Here is a 16,100-nt window from a genome sequence, read left to right on the forward strand (position 1 = left end):
CGTCAGGCGCCTAATCCAGCACAAACCTCGGCCCCGGCCCTGCCGCCCCGGCGCGGTCTTCTTTGTTGTAGAGCGCGCAGCGATCGAGGCTGAGGCAGCCGCAGCCGATGCATTCGTCGAGCTTGTTGCGCGTGCGCGTCAGGAGCTGGATGCGGCCATCGATCTCGCTGCGCAGGGAGCGGCTGATGCGCTGCCAATCGAGCACCGTGGGCGTGCGGCCATGGGGTAGCGAGGCCAGTTCGCGCTCGATCTCGGCCAGACCGAGGCCAAGCCGCTGGGCAATCAGGATAAAGCTGAGGCGGCGGATGTCGGAACGCAGGAAGCGGCGCTGGTTGCCACCGGTGCGCACCGAGGCGATGAGGCCGCGGTCCTCGTAATAGCGGATGGCTGAAACGGCGAGCCCGGTGCGCTGCGCGACGACGCCGATGGGCACCAGATCGTTGCGGCCTTTGGTCTGTTTGCCAACCATCGCGAATCCCCGGATTTTTATCTTGACCTAAAGTCAGCTTGAGGTTGCATAAGGGCTAGCGCAAGATTGTTCCAGAGAGATGAAGGACCATTCCGGATGGCTGCACACCCCGTCGCCGCGCGCCTCGAACACATCAACATCCGTGTCAGCGATCCCGACCGGACCGCAGCGTTCCTCACCCGGCTATGCGGCTGGCACGAACGCTGGCGCGGGCCATCGCAGCTGGGCGGGTGGACCATCCACCTCGGTAGCGAGGCCGACTATATCGCTCTGTATCAGGGGGAAGAGCCGCTTTCCGGCAAGTTTGCCAAGGGCCAGCCGCTGCAGCACATCGGGCTTGTCGTGGATGATCTGGATGCAGCGGAGCAGATCGTGATCGCCGAAGGGCTCGAACCGTTCAACCACGCCGACTATGAACCGGGCCGCCGGTTCTATATCTTCGATTGGGACGGCATCGAGTGGGAAATCGTGTCCTACAGCTGACTGGCCGCACCGACCACGAAGCACGCTGCCGCCATCAATGCGCCCGCGAATCGGTTTGACCGGAACCGCGCCAAGGCACTGCCACCATCTGCCGTATCGAGCGTGAGCGCCTGCCACGCGAAGTGCAGCGCCACCGGCAGCAGTGCCATCAGCGCCACCGGATCGGGCCGCACCAGCCACACCGCGCCCGCCCAGCAGCCCATCGCCATGGCATAGAGCGCAATCACCCCGGCGCGGACATGCTGCCCGAACGAGAGCGCGGAGGAACCGATCCCGACCATTGCATCGTCCTCGCGGTCCTGCAGCGCGTAGATCGTGTCATAGGCCATGCACCAGGCCCAGCACCCGGCATACAGCAGGCCGAGCGGGGCCAGCTGGCTGAACCCCATGACCTCGATCCAGCCCACCGGCGCGCCCCACGTGAAGACGAGGCCGAGCCACGCCTGCGGCCAGCCGGTGATGCGCTTCATGAAGGGATAGGCTGCCACCAGCGCCAGACTGCCGAGCGCCACGAGCTGCGCTTCCCAGCGCAATTGCAGCAGCACGACGAGGCCCACCCCGCACAGCGCCAGCAGCCAGACCCACGCCACTTTCTTCGCAATCGCGCCGCTGGCGATGGGCCGCGCGGCGGTCCGCGCGACGCGGGCATCGAGATCGGCATCGACGATATCGTTGTAGACGCAGCCCGCCCCGCGCATCGCGACGGAGCCGAGCAGGAACCACAGCAAAGTGCCCCAGCGCCCCGTTCCGCCCGCCAGAAACAGCCCCCAGGCGCAGGGCCAGAACAGCAGCCACGAACCAATCGGCCGATCAAACCGCGCAATCAGCGCCAGATCGCGCAAGGTGGGTGGCAGCATGGTGAGCACGCCGCGGTACTGGGTATCGGGCACGATTTCCGGCGTGGTGGTCATGCTGCGCTGCATAGCCCCGGTGCCCGCAATCGGCTAGAGCCATGCCCCATGGTTGCAACGCCCGCATGGCCGCCCAAGTCGGCCCCCCGCCTGTTCGTGCCCGGCCCGCTGGCAGAGGGCGCCGCTGTGCCGCTCGAAGGCGGGCAGGCGCACTATCTGGGCAAAGTCATGCGCGTGGGCGCGGGCGATGCGGTGGTGCTGTGCGATGACCAGACTGGCGAATGGCTGGCCGAAGTGAGCGCGGCGGGCAAACGCGACGTGACGTTGACCGTGGTGCGGCGGCTGCGCGAACGGGAGGCCGTGCCTGATTTCTGGCTCTGCGCGGCGCTGATCAAGAAGGACCGGTTCGATCTCGTTCTGGAAAAGGCGACCGAACTGGGCGTTGGCGCGGTCCGCCCGGTGCTGACCCGGCGCTGCGTGGCGGACAAGCTCAACCCGGAACGCGCGCGCACCATTGTCACCGAAGCTGCCGAGCAATGCGCGCGCACCGCGCTGCCCGCGCTGGCCGAACCGGTGAAGCTGGAGGCCTTGCTGCGCGACTGGCCGGAAGGGCGGCGGCTGTTCTTTGCGGACGAGGCGGGCGGCGCGCCTGCCGCCGCAGCCTTTGCCGCGCATCAGGGGCCTGCCGCGCTGCTGGTCGGCCCGGAAGGCGGGTTCGACGAGGCCGAGCGCGCCGCGATCCGCGCCCACCCCGCCGCGCAGGCGATCACGCTTGGCCCCCGCATCCTGCGCGCCGAAACGGCCGCGATGGCCGCCACCGCGCTGTGGATGGGCACGCGCGGGGATTGGGGCGCAGCGGCTCTCGAAGAGTGAAACCGCTTCGCATGTTTTCGGCTGGCGCAGGGCCGCGCGCCGCACTAACGAATCCGGCATGAGCACCAGACAAGTTTCGAATCGCAACGATCCCGTCATCGAGAGCCGCGACCAGCTGATCGAACCGATGGCGAAGGGCGAAAAGCCGCGCGACGCATGGCGGATCGGCACCGAGCACGAGAAGTTCGTCTATCGCACGAAGGACCGCGCCGCGCCTTCGTACAGCGAGCCGGGCGGCATTCGCGATCTGCTGCTGGCGCTGCGCGACTATGGCTGGACGACCATCGAGGAAGACAGCGACACCGGCCCCAACGTGATCGCGATGGGCGGACCGGACGGCGCGGTGAGCCTTGAACCCGCAGGCCAGCTCGAACTTTCGGGCGCGCCGCTCGAAAACCTGCACCAGACTTGCGCCGAAACCGGCCGCCACCTCGCGCAGGTCAAGACCATCGGCGACAAGCTCGGCCTTGCCTACCTCGGCATGGGCCTCTGGCCGGACAAGACCCGCGAAGAACTGCCGATCATGCCCAAGGGCCGCTACGACATCATGCTGCGCCACATGCCGCGCGTGGGCACGATGGGCCTCGACATGATGCTGCGCACCTGCACCATCCAGACCAACCTCGATTATTCGAGCGAGGCGGACATGGTGAAGAAGTTCCGCGTTTCGCTGGCGCTCCAGCCGCTGGCCACCGCGCTGTTTGCCAATTCGCCGTTTCTGGAAGGCAAGCCCAACGGCTACCTCTCGTATCGCAGCCACATCTGGACCGATACCGATCCGGCGCGGACCGGCATGCTCTCGTTCGTGTTCGACGAAGGCTTCGGCTACGAGCGCTATGTTGATTACATGCTCGACGTGCCGATGTACTTCGTGTTCCGCAACGGGCGCTACATCGATGCGGCAGGCCAGTCGTTCCGCGATTTTCTGGAAGGCAAGCTGCCCGCCCTGCCCGGCGAGAAGCCGACGCGTTCGGACTGGATCGACCACCTTTCGACCGCGTTTCCGGAAGTGCGGCTGAAGAGCTTCCTTGAAATGCGCGGGGCCGATGGCGGGCCGTGGAACCGGATCTGCGCGCTGCCCGCGCTGTGGGTGGGCCTGCTCTACGATCAGACCGCGCTCGATGCGGCCTGGGATCTCGTCAAGGGCTGGGACATGGACGGGCGCGAAGCGCTGCGCGCCGGTGTGCCCAAGCTGGCGCTTGATGCGCCGCTGCCGGGCGGCGGCAAGCTGCGCGACATTGCGGCCGAAGTTCTGTCCATCGCGCGCGGCGGCCTTGCGGCGCGCGCGCAGCTCAACGAGGCGGGCGACAACGAGACGGGCTATCTCCAGCCGCTCGACGAGATCGTGAGCACGGGCAAGACCCCGGCGGAGCGCCTGCTTGCGCTGTATCACGGCGCGTGGGGCGGCAAGGTCGATCCAATCTACGAGGCCAAGTCGTTCTGAAGTCGGAAAAATCATAACGGGAGAGAGTCGATGATCATCGTGATGGGCAAGCTGCGCATGGACGCCGCAGCAATCGAGGCCGCCCTGCCGGCAGCGCAGAAGGTCGTCGCCGCGACGCAGCAGGAAGAGGGCTGCATCCAGTACGACTATTCGCGCGATATTACCGATCCCGAGATCTTCCACATCACCGAACGCTGGACCAGCCGCGAGGCGCTCGGCGCGCACCTCAAGACGCCGCACGTGGCCGAATGGATCGCGATCCTTGGCGGCATCGCGATGAAGGAGCGCCACATCAAGCTCTACGACACCGACGAAGGCGAAGACCTGTAAGGCTGTGATCGTCGTGATGGGCACGTTCCGGGTGGCGCCGGAACACATCGCCGCCTTGCTGCCGCTGGCGCGCAAGGTGGCCGTGGCGACGCGCGCCGAGCAGGGCTGCATCCAGTACAGCTACGCGCAGGACATTGATGATCCCGCGCTGTTCCACGTGGCTGAACGCTGGGCGGACCGGGCGGCGCTGATGGCCCATGCCAAGTCTGCGCATATGGCAGAATGGGTCGCTGCGCGTGCCGGGCTAGGCTTTCACGACCGCGTGATCCGGCTCTACGAGACGGATCAGGGCGAGGCGATCTAACGGCTACTCCGCCGGGTGGACCGCGCCGATGGCGGGCGGCTCGACGCGCGGACGGCCGCGTGTCAGGATCCGGCCGATGCGGCTGAGCGTGCTGGTGACGAGGCCGTGCTCCGCCATCCACGCGTGGTATTCGCGGTACTTGGCGTCTTCGGCCAGCAAGTGCGCTTCTTCGGTCTTGGCGCGCCAGAAATAGACTGCGCTGACCAGACCAAGGATGACCGTGTTGCGCACCGCATCGGTCAGCGAATGCGTCGTCGTCAGCCACGGCAGGGTGGAAATCCACCAGAACGCGTTCTTGGAAAGGTAGGCCGGGTGCCGGGTGAAGGCATAAGGCCCATTGGTCAGCACGCCGCGATAGGTAAGGTTGGAGAAGCGCAGCCCGAACGCCACCGTCGCCCAGGCATAGATGCCCGTGAGCACGACCATGGTCACCACCCAGATCCATTCGAGGACGGGCATGCCTTGCAGCCAGAATGTCCATTCCGCGCCGTTGGTGCGGTAATCGAGCACGCCGCCGCCGCCCATCAGGATGAACGGGGGATAGCAGATCAGCGCCGCCACCCAGCCGCCAAGGAACGGGTTGGCGCTGCGGATCTGGGCATCGAGCGGCTTCATCGTCAGGAGATAGCCGACCATCGCGATCTGCACGTCGACCAGAAACATCGTTTCGATCAGCGCATTGCCGAGTGCGAGCGGATTGCCTAGCACCGCGCCATAATCCAGCGAGACAATGTTGCCGAAGCCGCCCGGGATGATCGAGAACATGAAGGCACAGAAAAAGCCCTTCACCGCCCATGCACGCAAATGCTTCGCCACTTCTCCGCGGTCGTAACTCTCGCGCCCCACGAGCATCGCGCCGAAATGCCAAGAGGCATCGCGCGGATTGACCAGCACCCGGTCCAGCCACAGCACATAGGGGATAGCAGCAAGAAACAGCAGCGGCGCAAGGCTGGTGAGCACGTCCATCGCGAACAGGTATTGTCCGCGCCAGTACCAGCGGCACAGGCAATAGATGAAGCCGATCAGCGACCATGCCGCCCACAGGCCCGCCAGCTTGGTGATCGAGATGTCGACAATCTCGCGCAGCGGGCGCGGGTTGGACCAGTCGATCCCCGTGGAGGCGCGCAAGTGCACTTTGTCCACCAGCAGCGACCACGCCACCATCGGCAGGCCGGAGAAGACCATCGCCGCCAGTGCGGCATTCGGCCCGGCGAGCGGGGCATGCGGCCCGGGCAGCGCCAGCAGATCAGCAATCCCCGCCCAGTTGCGGCAGACGATCACCCACAGCGCAAGACCCGCCAGCCCCGAAAGGCCGACACCGGCTGAAACATCGCTCGAAGGCCGGGATGCAGGAACGTTCATGGCCGCATCGTTAATGCGGACCTATGAGAAAATCGTTTATGCGGGTGCCAAGCCCCCGATTTCAGCGTCCGGCATTCAGCGAAACGCGGTGATGTGCCCGCTATCGTCCAGCACATAGAGCGTGCCGCCTGCCACGACGGGCGCCAGCGTAACCGGCGCGCCCAGCTGGGCATGGCGCTTTACCGCGCCGTCGGTGACCGAGGCCGCGAAGATCTCGCCTTCGGAATTGGCCACCCACAAGCGATTGCCCGCCAGTACCGGACCGGTGAAGAAGATCGGTCCCTTCTTCTTCTTGACGTTGCGGTAAGCCTTGAGCTGCGCGATCCAGCGCACTTTGCCGGTGGCCTTGGCAATGCACAGCAGCTTGTCTTCATCAGTCAGCGTGAAGATCCAGTCTCCCGCAACCGCCGGGGTGGAAATGCCCGCGAGGTTCAGTTCCCACACGCGCTGCCCGCTGACGAGTTCATAAGCCGCCATGCGTCCGCCCTGGCCCAGCGCATAGACGCGGCCGCGCTCGATGATCGGATCGGCGTCGATATCGGTCAGCGTCGAAACAGACGTCGCGATGCTCGTGCGCGCGAGCGCATCGGACCACAGCTGGCGGCCGTTTTCATAGCGATAGGCCACCAGTTCGCCCGAACTGTAACCCGCCACGATGGTGCCCTGCCCGGCTGCCGCCGCTGCCACGCCGAACACGCCGGTCTGCGAGACCGAGCCCGATTCGCTCCACAGCTGCGTGCCATCGGCCACGTTGAGCGCGATGATCTGGTTGTCCTGCGTCATCACATAGACGCCGCTGAACGCAATCGTCGGGCTGCCACGCAGCGGGCCGGCCGGCTTGACGCGCCACAGCACTTTGCCGCTATCCGCTTCGATCGCGGCCACTTCGCCCAGCCCGGTGGTGATGAACACCTTGCCATCGTTGAAGGCCGCGCCGCCGCCAAACACCGAAGCGGTCGAATCGGGCAGACGGAAGCCAGCCTTCCACAGTTCGCGCCCCGTGCCCGCATCGAACGCGCGGACATAGCCTTCGGTATCCATGGCATAAATCCGCCCGCCGCCGATCACGGGCGAAGCGGCAAGCCGGTGGATCGGGGTCGATCCGGCAATCCGCACCGACCACACCTTGCGCGGGTTTTCACCCAGCGCGAGGTGGCCATAAGACTTCGACGCGGTGCCGCCCGCCTGCTCCCAATCGGGATTGGGTTCGGCCAGCGGCAGCACCACATCGAGCACCGCCATGCCCTGATCGACCTTTGTGCCCGCCTCGATCCGCGACAGGATCGGGATGCGATTGCCCACGGTGGGGGTGGATTTGGTCTTGCTCTTGGTCAGCCCGCAGCCACCGAGCGCGAGTGCCACCACCACGAGCGCGGAAACGGCGATGCGCCGGAGAGGCGTCGTGCTGGTCATGTGCTCGGTTCCCATCATTGTCCTGCGTTGCCGCCCACGACGGCAGCCGGATTGTCCACGGCATCAACGCCGAGTTGCCCGGCCAGCTGCCGCGCGCGGCGGCGCAACGTATCGGGCACGGTCTTGTCCTTGGCGATCCCGGCAAGGATGCCCCCCGCCGCCTCGGTCTTGTTCTGCTTGATATAGGCCAGCGCGACAAGCTCGCCCGCGCTGCCGAACCACGGCTTGCCCGGCACTGCCAGCGGCTTCAGCCGATCGATCACGGTCTGCGGCGAAAGCTTGTCGAAATTGGCCGCAACCTCGCGCACCGTGGCCAGGTCGCGATAGGGGCCGGGCAGCGCGCCATCGGCGGCCACGGCGGCAAACAGCTTGGCCGCATCGGCATCCTTGCCGGCCTGCTGAGCCATGCCCGCTTCGGCGATCTGCACCGCCGCGCGGTAGCCCGGGCTGCCGTCCTTCACCAGCGGATCCATCGCCGTCTTCGCGGTCTGGTTGCGCCCGCCTTCCAGCGCATCGAGCGCGGTGATGAACGCCTCGCCCTGCTGATCGCGCACGCTTGCCGTGTGCTCGTTATACCACAGCCAGCCGCCAAGGCCGACGAGACCGCCAACGACCAGCGCCAGAATCGGCCGCCCGCGCGTGCGCAGCAGGGTGAACAGCTGATCCTCGCGCAGAGCATCGTCCACCTCGCGCAGGAAGGTTTCCTGTGCGGCGGCATCCTTGCTGTTGGCTGGGGTCGTGCCGGTCGGGCTGTTCGGGGTCAGGGCCAAGACTGCGCTTTCAGGTCACTGGGTTAATGAATGCGGCTGTTTAGCAGGGGGGCCTGCCAATTCAACCGCTTTGAAGTGGGCCGCTTTGACATGGTGATACTGTCCCGCAGCTTTACGGAAATGATGGCAGCCCCAGCGCGGCGGCATAGAGCGCGGCGTGCTGCCGGGCCATCGCCGCCTCATCGAACTGCTCCCGCGCGCGCAGCTGGTTGGCCGCGCCCACCCGGCGGCGCAGCGTTTCATCCTGCGCCAGCCGCAGCAGCGCTTCGCCCAGTGCCGCCTCGTCGCCCGGCGGCGTGATGAACGGCGCGTTCTCAGCCGAAACGATATCCGCCACGTCGCCCACCGCCGGACTCGCCACGGCCAGCCCCGCAGCCATCGCCTCGACCACCGAAAGCGGAAACTGCTCGCTATCGGACGAGAGCGCGAACAGATCGAACAGCGCAGCCGCCTCGGCAGGCCGTTCCACGTGGCCCGGCAGGTGCACGCGGTGGCCGATATCGAGCCGCATCGCCTCGGCCATGATCGCCTCGCGCTCCGGCCCTTCGCCCACGATCACGAGCTGCCATTCCTCCGGCATCCCCCGGAACGCCCGCACCAGCCGGGGCAACGCCTTGACCGGGCGCAAGCCCGCGAGCGTCCCCAGCCACTTTTCGCCCGGCCGCTTGACCACGCGCGGCAGAGCATCGGGGCGCGCCTTTCTGGCCTGCGTCGCGCCATAGTCCTTCACCGGGATGCCATTGCCGATGCGGTGCACCCGCGCGCGCGGCTGGTGCCACACCTCCAGCGCGACCTGCTCCAGCTGACGCGAAGGCACGATCAGCGCGCTGGCGCGGGCCAGGGCAACGCGGCGATACCAGTTGCGCGTGGGCTTGAGGCGCTGCGCCTCGTCGGCATTGAAACCGTCCTCGTGGTGGATCAGCGGCGCCAGCCCCATCGCGGGCGCAAACAGCGCATGGGCCATCACCGCGTCCATCGCCCCCCAGTTGTAGGTGAGGATGAGATCAAACCCCTGCATCGCACGGGCCAGCGTCTGCAGGCGGCGCACGCCAAAGCGCCCGGCCAGCGCGGGAAAGCCGAAGGGGAAATGCACCGGCAGCCCCGCATCGATCTGCGCGCGCGCACCCAGCGCGCCAGGCTGCGCAGAGACGATGCTGTGGTCCACCGCCTTGCCGAACCGGTTGATCAGGCTGGTGCTGCGCCGCTCCTTGCCGCCCGCATCGAACGTGGAATGGAGATGCAGCAAGTGCAGCCGCGGCCCGGAGGTCTTCCTGTTCATGCCGGCAGGTTCACACCGCGCGGGCGAGCAGGCGCTCGATCGCGGCCACGGCTTCGTCTTCGTCCAGGGTCGGCGCGTGGCCTACACCGGGGATGGTGACGAGTTCGGCCGCCGCAGCGCGGACTTTCATGCGCGCGGCGACTTCGGCCGAGAGAATGTCTGAATGCGCCCCGCGCAGCACCAGCAGCGGGCTGCGGGCCACGACTTCGTACATGCCCCACATCACCGCAGGCTCGGGCGCCGGGCCAGTATCGGCCTCGAACGGCTCGGCAATGTTCATGTCGTAATCGAACACGATGCGCCCGCCGGTGCCGATCACCATGCAGCGCTTGGCCATGCGCAGCCAATCGGGCAGCTGCCACGAAGGGTAGAGCGCACGATTGGTTTCCTGCAGCGCGCGTGCGGCATGAACCCAGGTTTCGTGGCTGCGCCCCTGCCCGACATATTCGCGGATACGGGCCAGCCCCGCCGGTTCGATCTCCGGCCCCACGTCGTTGATCACCGCAGCGGCAATCCGCGCCGGGTTCGCGGCGGCGAGCATCATCGTCATCAGCCCACCCAGCGAGGTGCCGATGGCAATGAAGCGGTCGATCCCTTCCGCCTCCAGCAGGGCCTCCACATCGGCCACATAGTGAGCCGGCGTATAGGTCATCGGATCGCGCGCGTAATCGCTATCACCGCGCCCGCGCATATCGAGGCACAGCACGCGCCAATCGCCCGCGAGCCGCTCGGCCAGCGCCTCGAAATCGCGGGCATTGCGCGTCAGCCCGTGAAAGCACAGAATCGGCGGCTTTTCAGCGCTACCTGGATAATCGCGAAAGTGCAGCTTCAGGCCGTCGCGGCTGGTCCAGCTGCGATCCTCCCAGCGCTTTTCGCCGCCTTTCAGCGCCTCTGCCATGCCGTGTTCTGCCCGCATCCCGCTCAAATACAAAAGGCGCGCGCTTGCACGCCGCCCGCTAGGCCGCCACTATCGCGCGATGCAGCCAAGCCCGCAAGACGCGATCGCCCCCGCCAGCCTCTATCGGCCCGCCCCCCGCATTGCCAGCCTTGCCGCATGGATCGGCGATCCGGTCGCCCCGGCAGACTTTCCTGAAACCACGCTGCGCTTCCGCAACCAGCGCGCGGCCGCAGAAGTCGGCCTCGATGGTCTGACCGACGCAGAGTGGATCAGCCACATGGGCCGCTTCCAACCCCTGCCCGAAAACCTCCCCCAGCCGCTCGCGCTGCGCTATCATGGCCACCAGTTCCAGACCTACAACCCCGATCTCGGCGACGGGCGCGGTTTCCTGTTCGCGCAGTTGCTCGATGCGCAAGGCCGCCTCATGGACCTTGGCACCAAGGGTTCTGGGCAGACCCCGTGGAGCCGGCAGGGCGATGGCCGCCTCACGCTCAAGGGCGCGGTGCGGGAAATCCTCGCCACCGAAATGCTCGGCGCGCTGGGGGTGAACACCAGCCGCACGCTTTCGGTGATCGAGACCGGGGAATCGCTATACCGGGGCGACGAGCCCTCCCCCACCCGCTCCGCCGTGATGGTCCGCCTCAGCCACGGGCACATCCGCATCGGCACCTTCCAGCGGCTCGCCACACTGGGGGAGGCAGACAACATGGCCGCGCTGGTCGGCTATTGCCTCGGCAATTTTCCGGGGCCCGCAGGCGCGGACGACGCCAGCCCTGCCGCCCGCCTGCTCAACCAGGTGGTGGAGCGCATGGCCGACATGGCCGCGAGCTACATCGTGGCCGGTTTCGTCCACGGCGTGCTCAACACCGACAATATGAACGTGAGCGGCGAGAGCTTCGATTATGGCCCGTGGCGCTGGCTGCCGCGCTGGGATCCCGCGTTCACCGCCGCCTATTTCGACAGCAGCGGGCTCTATGCCTTTGGCAGGCAGGTGCAGGCGATCCACTGGAACTGCGGCCAACTCGCCGTGGCGCTGCGCACGCTGGAGGAAGCCCCGCCGCTGATCGCCGCGCTGAACCGCTTCGAGGACCACTACCGCGCCGCGATGGCGCGGCGCTGGTGCTGGCGGCTGGGCGTGGCAGAGCGCGGGATCGAGGAAGATACCGCCCTCATCGGCCTTTGCGAAGAAAGCATGAGCCAAAGCGGTGAAGGCCCGGACGCGTTCTTCTTCCGCCACCGGTGTGGGCGAGGCGGGGCCCCTGACACGCTGGGCGGCGCGCTGGGCGCGGCGCTCGCGGCTTATGAGCCTGTGGCCAGCACGCACCCCTACTGGGACGATCCCGCCCCGCAATCCCTGCTGATCGACGAGGTCGAGTCGATCTGGGCCCCGATTGCCGAAGCCGACGATTGGTCGCTGCTCGAAGCCAAGATCGCCGCGCTGCGCCGCATGGGTGAGGCGCATGGGGCAGCGCCGCCTTCTGCGGGACAGGCCTGAAGCCGCGAAATCCCGCAGCCGGGTTTCTTGTTTGGTTACCACTCGCATGCCATAGGCCGCTCACTGGAGCGGACCTGTTCGCCCCTGAGACAAGGCAGAGGAAGGCCCACCGCACCCGTGTCCACCGGCGAAATCGTCTCTTTCGAGCCCGCGACCGGTTCGGAATTGTGGCGCGGCCGGATCGGCGACGCCGAAGACGTGATCGCGCGCGCGCGCCGGGCATGGCCGACCTGGGCCGCGCAGCCGCTTTCCACCCGCATCGAACTCCTGCGCCGCTTCGCCAATGAAGTGCGCAAGGAATCGGAAAAGCTCGCCGATACGATCGCCCGCGAAACCGGCAAGCCGCTGTGGGAAGCGCGCAGCGAGGTGGACGGCGTGGTCGACAAAGTCGAAGCCTCGGTCCGCGCCTATGCCGAGCGCACCGCCCAGCGCAAGCTCGACAGCGCGCTCAACGGCACCTCCGCCGTGCGCCACAAGCCCCACGGCGTGCTGGCAGTCATCAGCCCGTGGAACATGCCCGCGCTGGCGCCTGCCGCGCAGATTGTCCCGGCGCTGATCGCGGGCAATGTCGTGGTGTTCAAGCCTTCGGAAAAGGCCCCCGCGACCGGCGATCTCCTCACGCGCTGCTTCCACCGCGCCGGGATTTCGGCAGCGGCAGTGCAAGTCCTGTTCGGCGGGCCAGAACAAGGCCAGGCGCTCACCGTGCACGACGGGATCGACGGCGTGCTGTTCACCGGCTCCGCCCATGCCGGGGTTTCGATCAACCGCAAGCTCGCCGCCAATCCGGGCAAGCTCGTCGCGCTCGAACTGGGCGGCAACAACCCGGTAGTGGTGTGGGACACGCCCAAGATCGTCGATGCCGCCGCGATTGTCGTGCAATCCGCGTTCACCAGCGCGGGCCAGCGCTGCTCCTCGGCGCGGCGGCTGATCATCAAATCGACGCTCTATGACGCGGTCATCACCGAAGTCCGCCGCCTAACCGAGCGGCTCATCGTGGGCGGCCCCTTCGATACGCCCACGCCCTTCATGGGCCCGGTGATCGACAATGCCGCCGCCGACGGCCTCACCGAGAGCTTCGTCTACCTGCTCTCCAACGGCGGGCGCGCGATCAAGCACATGGCGCGCCTGCGCGAAGATCTGCCGTTCGTCAGCCCCGCGATCATCGACGTGACGCGGATCGAGGAGCGGCCGGATGTCGAACTGTTCGGCCCGCTACTGCAAGTCATCGCGGTCGATGATTTCGATGAAGCCATTGCCGAGGCCAACAGCACGCGCTTCGGCCTCACCGCCGCGCTGATCGGGGGCACGCCGCAGGATTACAACCGCTTCTGGGCGAACGTGCGGGCGGGCGTGGTCAACTGGAACCGCCCGACCATCGGCGAAACCGCAGCCGCCCCGTTCGGCGGCATCGGCCTTTCCGGCAACAACCGTCCCGGCGGCTACTACACCGCCGATTCGTGCGCCTATCCGGTCGCCTCCGCCGAAATGGAACAACCCCGCGCCAACATCGGCGTGGGCCTGCGCGACACCTGAACGTTAGAGCACTTTCCGCCCAATCTGGCTCACCGTGACGGAGCCGATTTTGGCCGAGTGCAAGGAACGCGGAGGGAGCAATGCCGAAGCATTGTGACCGACAAGAGACGCAGCAATCGGCCAAAAGGGGCCCGCCCCGAAGGGGTTGCGTCAGGCAGCCCGCTGGACAGCGTTACGCTGCTTGCAGGGGCAAACCAGCCCCTGCTGCGCACCGTGCCTTGCCAGCGGGCTGCCTGACGCAATCACGGTGAACCAGATTGGGCGGAAAGTGCTCTAATTCTTGGGATTGGGCAGCGGCAATGCCGGATCGCCCGGCCCCGCAGGCACTGCCGCCACATTGCGGTTGTTGGCCTGCGAAAGATCGGGATCGACCATCAGTTGCCCCTCGATCGCCGCGCTCATCACGGGATCATGCGCCGGGCCTTCCTCGCCCCCGCGCGCGTGCTCGGCCTCACCTGCGCAGGCTGAAACGCCAACGAGCAGCGCTGCCAAAAGCGGCGCGCGAAAGGCGGAACGAAGGTCCATCGATCTCTTCCATGCGCGCAATGTGGTTAACCCCGCGTCACCAGACTTTGCGGGCATATCCGTTTTTGGCACTTGGATCACCTCGCCCGCCCTGCCATGGCGCGCTCCATCATGACCACGGCCAGATCCAATAACAGCGGCATGGCCGCCGCGATCGCCACCTACACGATGTGGGGGGTGCTGCCGATCTACTTCAAGCTGCTCACCACAGTGCCCGCGCTCGAACTCGTCGGATGGCGGATCATCTTCACGCTGCCGGTCTGTCTCATCATCACCGCAGCGCTGCGCCAAGGCGCGGATCTTGCCGCCGCGCTGCGCAATCCCGCGCTGGTGTTGCGATTGGGGCTGAGCGCGCTGCTGGTCGGCGCGAACTGGGTGATTTACGTGACCGCGGTCAACGCCGGGCATGTGCTGGCCGCCAGCCTTGGCTACTACATCATCCCGCTGATCAACGTGCTGCTGGGCACCGTGTTCCTGCACGAACGGCTGGGTCGGCTGCAATGGCTCGCCGTCGCGGTGGCCACGCTGGGCATTGCCCTGCTTGCGTGGGGTGCGATCGACATGCTGGCCGTCGCGCTGACGCTGGCGGTCAGCTTCGCGATCTATGGATATGTGCGCAAAGTCACGCCGGTGGGCGCAGGCCCCGGCCTGACGATCGAGACGGGGTGGCTGATGCTCCCTGCCATCGGTGTCGCCGCGTGGTACGGCCAGCAACCGGCGGGCTCGTCGATGGCGCTGGACTGGCACATGTCCCTGCTCCTCGCCAGCACCGGCGTGATCACCGCCGTCCCGCTGCTACTGTTCGCGTTCGCGGCCCGGCGGCTGTCGCTCTCGGCGCTCGGCTTCGTGCAGTTCATCTCACCAACGATCGGCTTCCTGCTCGGCCATTTTCTCTATGGCGAACCGCTCGACAGCGCGCGCACGGCCTGCTTCGTGCTGATCTGGATCGCGCTCGCGCTGTTCTGCTGGGATTTGCTCCACAAGGCGCGGATGAACTCCCACTCGAAGACGGCGCCCGCCTAACCGAGAAAGCGCCAACCCAGCGTTTCACCCGCGTGGAACGGCACGACCATTGTCTCGCCCACATCGATCTCGTCCGGAACCGTAACGGGCGCGCGCTCCAGCGTCACCGTGCCTTCGTTGAGCGGCAGGCGATAGAAGCGCGGCCCGTGCTCGCTGGCAAAGCCCTCGAACTTGTCGAGCGCGCCCTCTTCCTCGAACACGCGGATATAGCTTTCGAGCGCAAACGGGGCGTTGAAGATGCCAGCGCAGCCGCAGGCCGCTTCCTTGAGATGTTTCGCGTGCGGCGCGCTGTCGGTGCCGAGAAAGAACTGCGCACTGCCCGAAGTCGCCGCTTTGCGCAGTGCCAGCCGGTGATGCTCACGCTTCGCCACGGGCAGGCAATAGGCATGGGGGCGAATGCCGCCCACCAGCATGGCGTTGCGATTGATATGGAGGTGCTGCGGCGTGATCGTGGCGGCCAGGTTCTCCCCTGCGCTTTCCACGAACTGCACCGCTTCCGCCGTCGTGACGTGCTCGAACACGACGCGAAGGCCGGGCAGCGCCTTCACCAGCGGGATCAGCGTGCGCTCGATAAACACCGCCTCGCGGTCGAAGATGTCGACATGGCTGTCCGTCACCTCGCCGTGGATGAGGAGCGGCATCCCGATCTTCTCCATCCGCGCCAGAACGGCCATGATGTTCGCCACATCGGTCACGCCATGCGCCGAACCCGTCGTCGCGTGCGCCGGATAGAGCTTGGCCGCAACGAACACGCCTGCCGAATGCCCGCGCTCCACTTCGTCGGGATTGGTATGGTCGGTCAGGTAGAGGGTCATCAGCGGGGTAAAATCCGTGCCCGCAGGTAGCGCCGCCATGATCCTTGTCCGGTAGGCTGAAACCCCCGCCACATCGGTCATCGGCGGCGAAAGGTTGGGCATCACGATGGCGCGCGCAAACTGGCGCGCGGTGTGCGGCACAACGCCCGCCAGCAGCGCGCCATCGCGCAAGTGGACGTGCCAGTCATCAGGGCGGCGAATGGTGATCGATTCAGGGGTCGTCATGCCCTTCC

The 16,100-nt window shown here is 66.7% G+C and carries 17 protein-coding genes; 8 read left to right on the forward strand and 9 right to left on the reverse strand.

What is annotated here, in order from left to right; all coding sequences use genetic code 11:
- Nucleotides 1-10 precede the first annotated feature (10 nt).
- Nucleotides 11-469 carry a redox-sensitive transcriptional activator SoxR gene (gene soxR, locus CFE35_RS11435; protein ID WP_292930730.1) on the reverse strand — a complete coding sequence of 153 codons (459 nt, stop codon included), beginning with the start codon at nucleotides 467-469 and terminating at the stop codon, nucleotides 11-13.
- Nucleotides 470-565: 96 nt separating this feature from the next.
- On the opposite strand from soxR, the gene CFE35_RS11440 reads away from it, so the two are divergent.
- Nucleotides 566-952: a VOC family protein gene (locus CFE35_RS11440; protein WP_292930731.1), complete on the forward strand. Its 387-nt coding sequence runs from the start codon at nucleotides 566-568 to the stop codon at nucleotides 950-952.
- Here CFE35_RS11440 and ubiA read toward each other — a convergent pair.
- Nucleotides 943-1,863: a 4-hydroxybenzoate octaprenyltransferase gene (gene ubiA, locus CFE35_RS11445; RefSeq protein ID WP_292930732.1), complete on the reverse strand. Its 921-nt coding sequence runs from the start codon at nucleotides 1,861-1,863 to the stop codon at nucleotides 943-945. The genes CFE35_RS11440 and ubiA overlap by 10 nt on opposite strands.
- A 48-nt stretch (nucleotides 1,864-1,911) precedes the next feature.
- Between ubiA and CFE35_RS11450 the strand changes: the two genes are divergently transcribed.
- The 4 genes from CFE35_RS11450 to CFE35_RS11465 are packed head-to-tail and all read left to right on the forward strand — an operon-like array spanning nucleotide 1,912 to nucleotide 4,754.
- Nucleotides 1,912-2,676, forward strand: a complete 765-nt coding sequence (locus tag CFE35_RS11450; protein WP_292930733.1) for a 16S rRNA (uracil(1498)-N(3))-methyltransferase — start codon at nucleotides 1,912-1,914, stop codon at nucleotides 2,674-2,676.
- 58 nt (nucleotides 2,677-2,734) lie between these two features.
- The gene (locus CFE35_RS11455) at nucleotides 2,735-4,120 is read left to right on the forward strand and encodes a glutamate--cysteine ligase (protein WP_292930734.1); all 1,386 of its coding nucleotides are present in this window, start codon (nucleotides 2,735-2,737) and stop codon (nucleotides 4,118-4,120) included.
- A 30-nt stretch (nucleotides 4,121-4,150) separates the two neighbouring features.
- Nucleotides 4,151-4,450: a putative quinol monooxygenase gene (locus CFE35_RS11460; protein ID WP_292930735.1), complete on the forward strand. Its 300-nt coding sequence runs from the start codon at nucleotides 4,151-4,153 to the stop codon at nucleotides 4,448-4,450.
- Nucleotides 4,451-4,466: 16 nt separating this feature from the next.
- Nucleotides 4,467-4,754 (forward strand): putative quinol monooxygenase, encoded by a 288-nt coding sequence (locus tag CFE35_RS11465; protein WP_292930953.1) that lies wholly within the window; start codon nucleotides 4,467-4,469, stop codon nucleotides 4,752-4,754.
- Between the two features lie 3 nt (nucleotides 4,755-4,757).
- On the opposite strand, the gene CFE35_RS11470 is transcribed toward CFE35_RS11465, so the two are convergent.
- The 5 genes from CFE35_RS11470 to CFE35_RS11490 form a co-directional block, all read right to left on the reverse strand.
- On the reverse strand, nucleotides 4,758-6,116 hold the full coding sequence (locus CFE35_RS11470) for an isoprenylcysteine carboxylmethyltransferase family protein (RefSeq protein ID WP_292930736.1): 1,359 nt from the start codon (nucleotides 6,114-6,116) through the stop codon (nucleotides 4,758-4,760).
- Nucleotides 6,117-6,191: 75 nt separating this feature from the next.
- Nucleotides 6,192-7,529 carry a PQQ-binding-like beta-propeller repeat protein gene (locus CFE35_RS11475; RefSeq protein ID WP_292930737.1) on the reverse strand — a complete coding sequence of 446 codons (1,338 nt, stop codon included), beginning with the start codon at nucleotides 7,527-7,529 and terminating at the stop codon, nucleotides 6,192-6,194.
- A gap of 14 nt (nucleotides 7,530-7,543) precedes the next feature.
- Nucleotides 7,544-8,299 carry a tetratricopeptide repeat protein gene (locus CFE35_RS11480; RefSeq protein WP_292930738.1) on the reverse strand — a complete coding sequence of 252 codons (756 nt, stop codon included), beginning with the start codon at nucleotides 8,297-8,299 and terminating at the stop codon, nucleotides 7,544-7,546.
- Between the two features lie 112 nt (nucleotides 8,300-8,411).
- Nucleotides 8,412-9,578, reverse strand: a complete 1,167-nt coding sequence (locus tag CFE35_RS11485; RefSeq protein WP_292930739.1) for a glycosyltransferase family 4 protein — start codon at nucleotides 9,576-9,578, stop codon at nucleotides 8,412-8,414.
- 10 nt (nucleotides 9,579-9,588) lie between these two features.
- Nucleotides 9,589-10,476 carry an alpha/beta hydrolase gene (locus CFE35_RS11490; protein WP_292930740.1) on the reverse strand — a complete coding sequence of 296 codons (888 nt, stop codon included), beginning with the start codon at nucleotides 10,474-10,476 and terminating at the stop codon, nucleotides 9,589-9,591.
- A gap of 79 nt (nucleotides 10,477-10,555) precedes the next feature.
- On the opposite strand from CFE35_RS11490, the gene CFE35_RS11495 reads away from it, so the two are divergent.
- Nucleotides 10,556-11,971 carry a protein adenylyltransferase SelO family protein gene (locus CFE35_RS11495; RefSeq protein ID WP_292930741.1) on the forward strand — a complete coding sequence of 472 codons (1,416 nt, stop codon included), beginning with the start codon at nucleotides 10,556-10,558 and terminating at the stop codon, nucleotides 11,969-11,971.
- 117 nt (nucleotides 11,972-12,088) lie between these two features.
- Nucleotides 12,089-13,504, forward strand: coding sequence for a succinylglutamate-semialdehyde dehydrogenase (locus CFE35_RS11500; RefSeq protein WP_292930742.1), 1,416 nt, complete (start codon nucleotides 12,089-12,091; stop codon nucleotides 13,502-13,504).
- A gap of 273 nt (nucleotides 13,505-13,777) precedes the next feature.
- Here CFE35_RS11500 and CFE35_RS11505 read toward each other — a convergent pair whose 3' ends face one another.
- Nucleotides 13,778-14,029: a hypothetical protein gene (locus CFE35_RS11505; RefSeq protein ID WP_292930743.1), complete on the reverse strand. Its 252-nt coding sequence runs from the start codon at nucleotides 14,027-14,029 to the stop codon at nucleotides 13,778-13,780.
- Nucleotides 14,030-14,140: 111 nt separating this feature from the next.
- On the opposite strand from CFE35_RS11505, the gene rarD reads away from it, so the two are divergent.
- Nucleotides 14,141-15,052: an EamA family transporter RarD gene (gene rarD, locus CFE35_RS11510; protein WP_292930744.1), complete on the forward strand. Its 912-nt coding sequence runs from the start codon at nucleotides 14,141-14,143 to the stop codon at nucleotides 15,050-15,052.
- On the opposite strand, the gene pyrC is transcribed toward rarD, so the two are convergent.
- Complete coding sequence (gene pyrC, locus CFE35_RS11515) at nucleotides 15,049-16,092, reverse strand: dihydroorotase (protein WP_292930745.1); 1,044 nt, start codon at nucleotides 16,090-16,092, stop codon at nucleotides 15,049-15,051. The genes rarD and pyrC overlap by 4 nt on opposite strands.
- Between the last annotated feature and the right edge of the window lie 8 nt (nucleotides 16,093-16,100).

It is taken from the genome of Novosphingobium sp. PASSN1, from assembly GCF_002278815.1.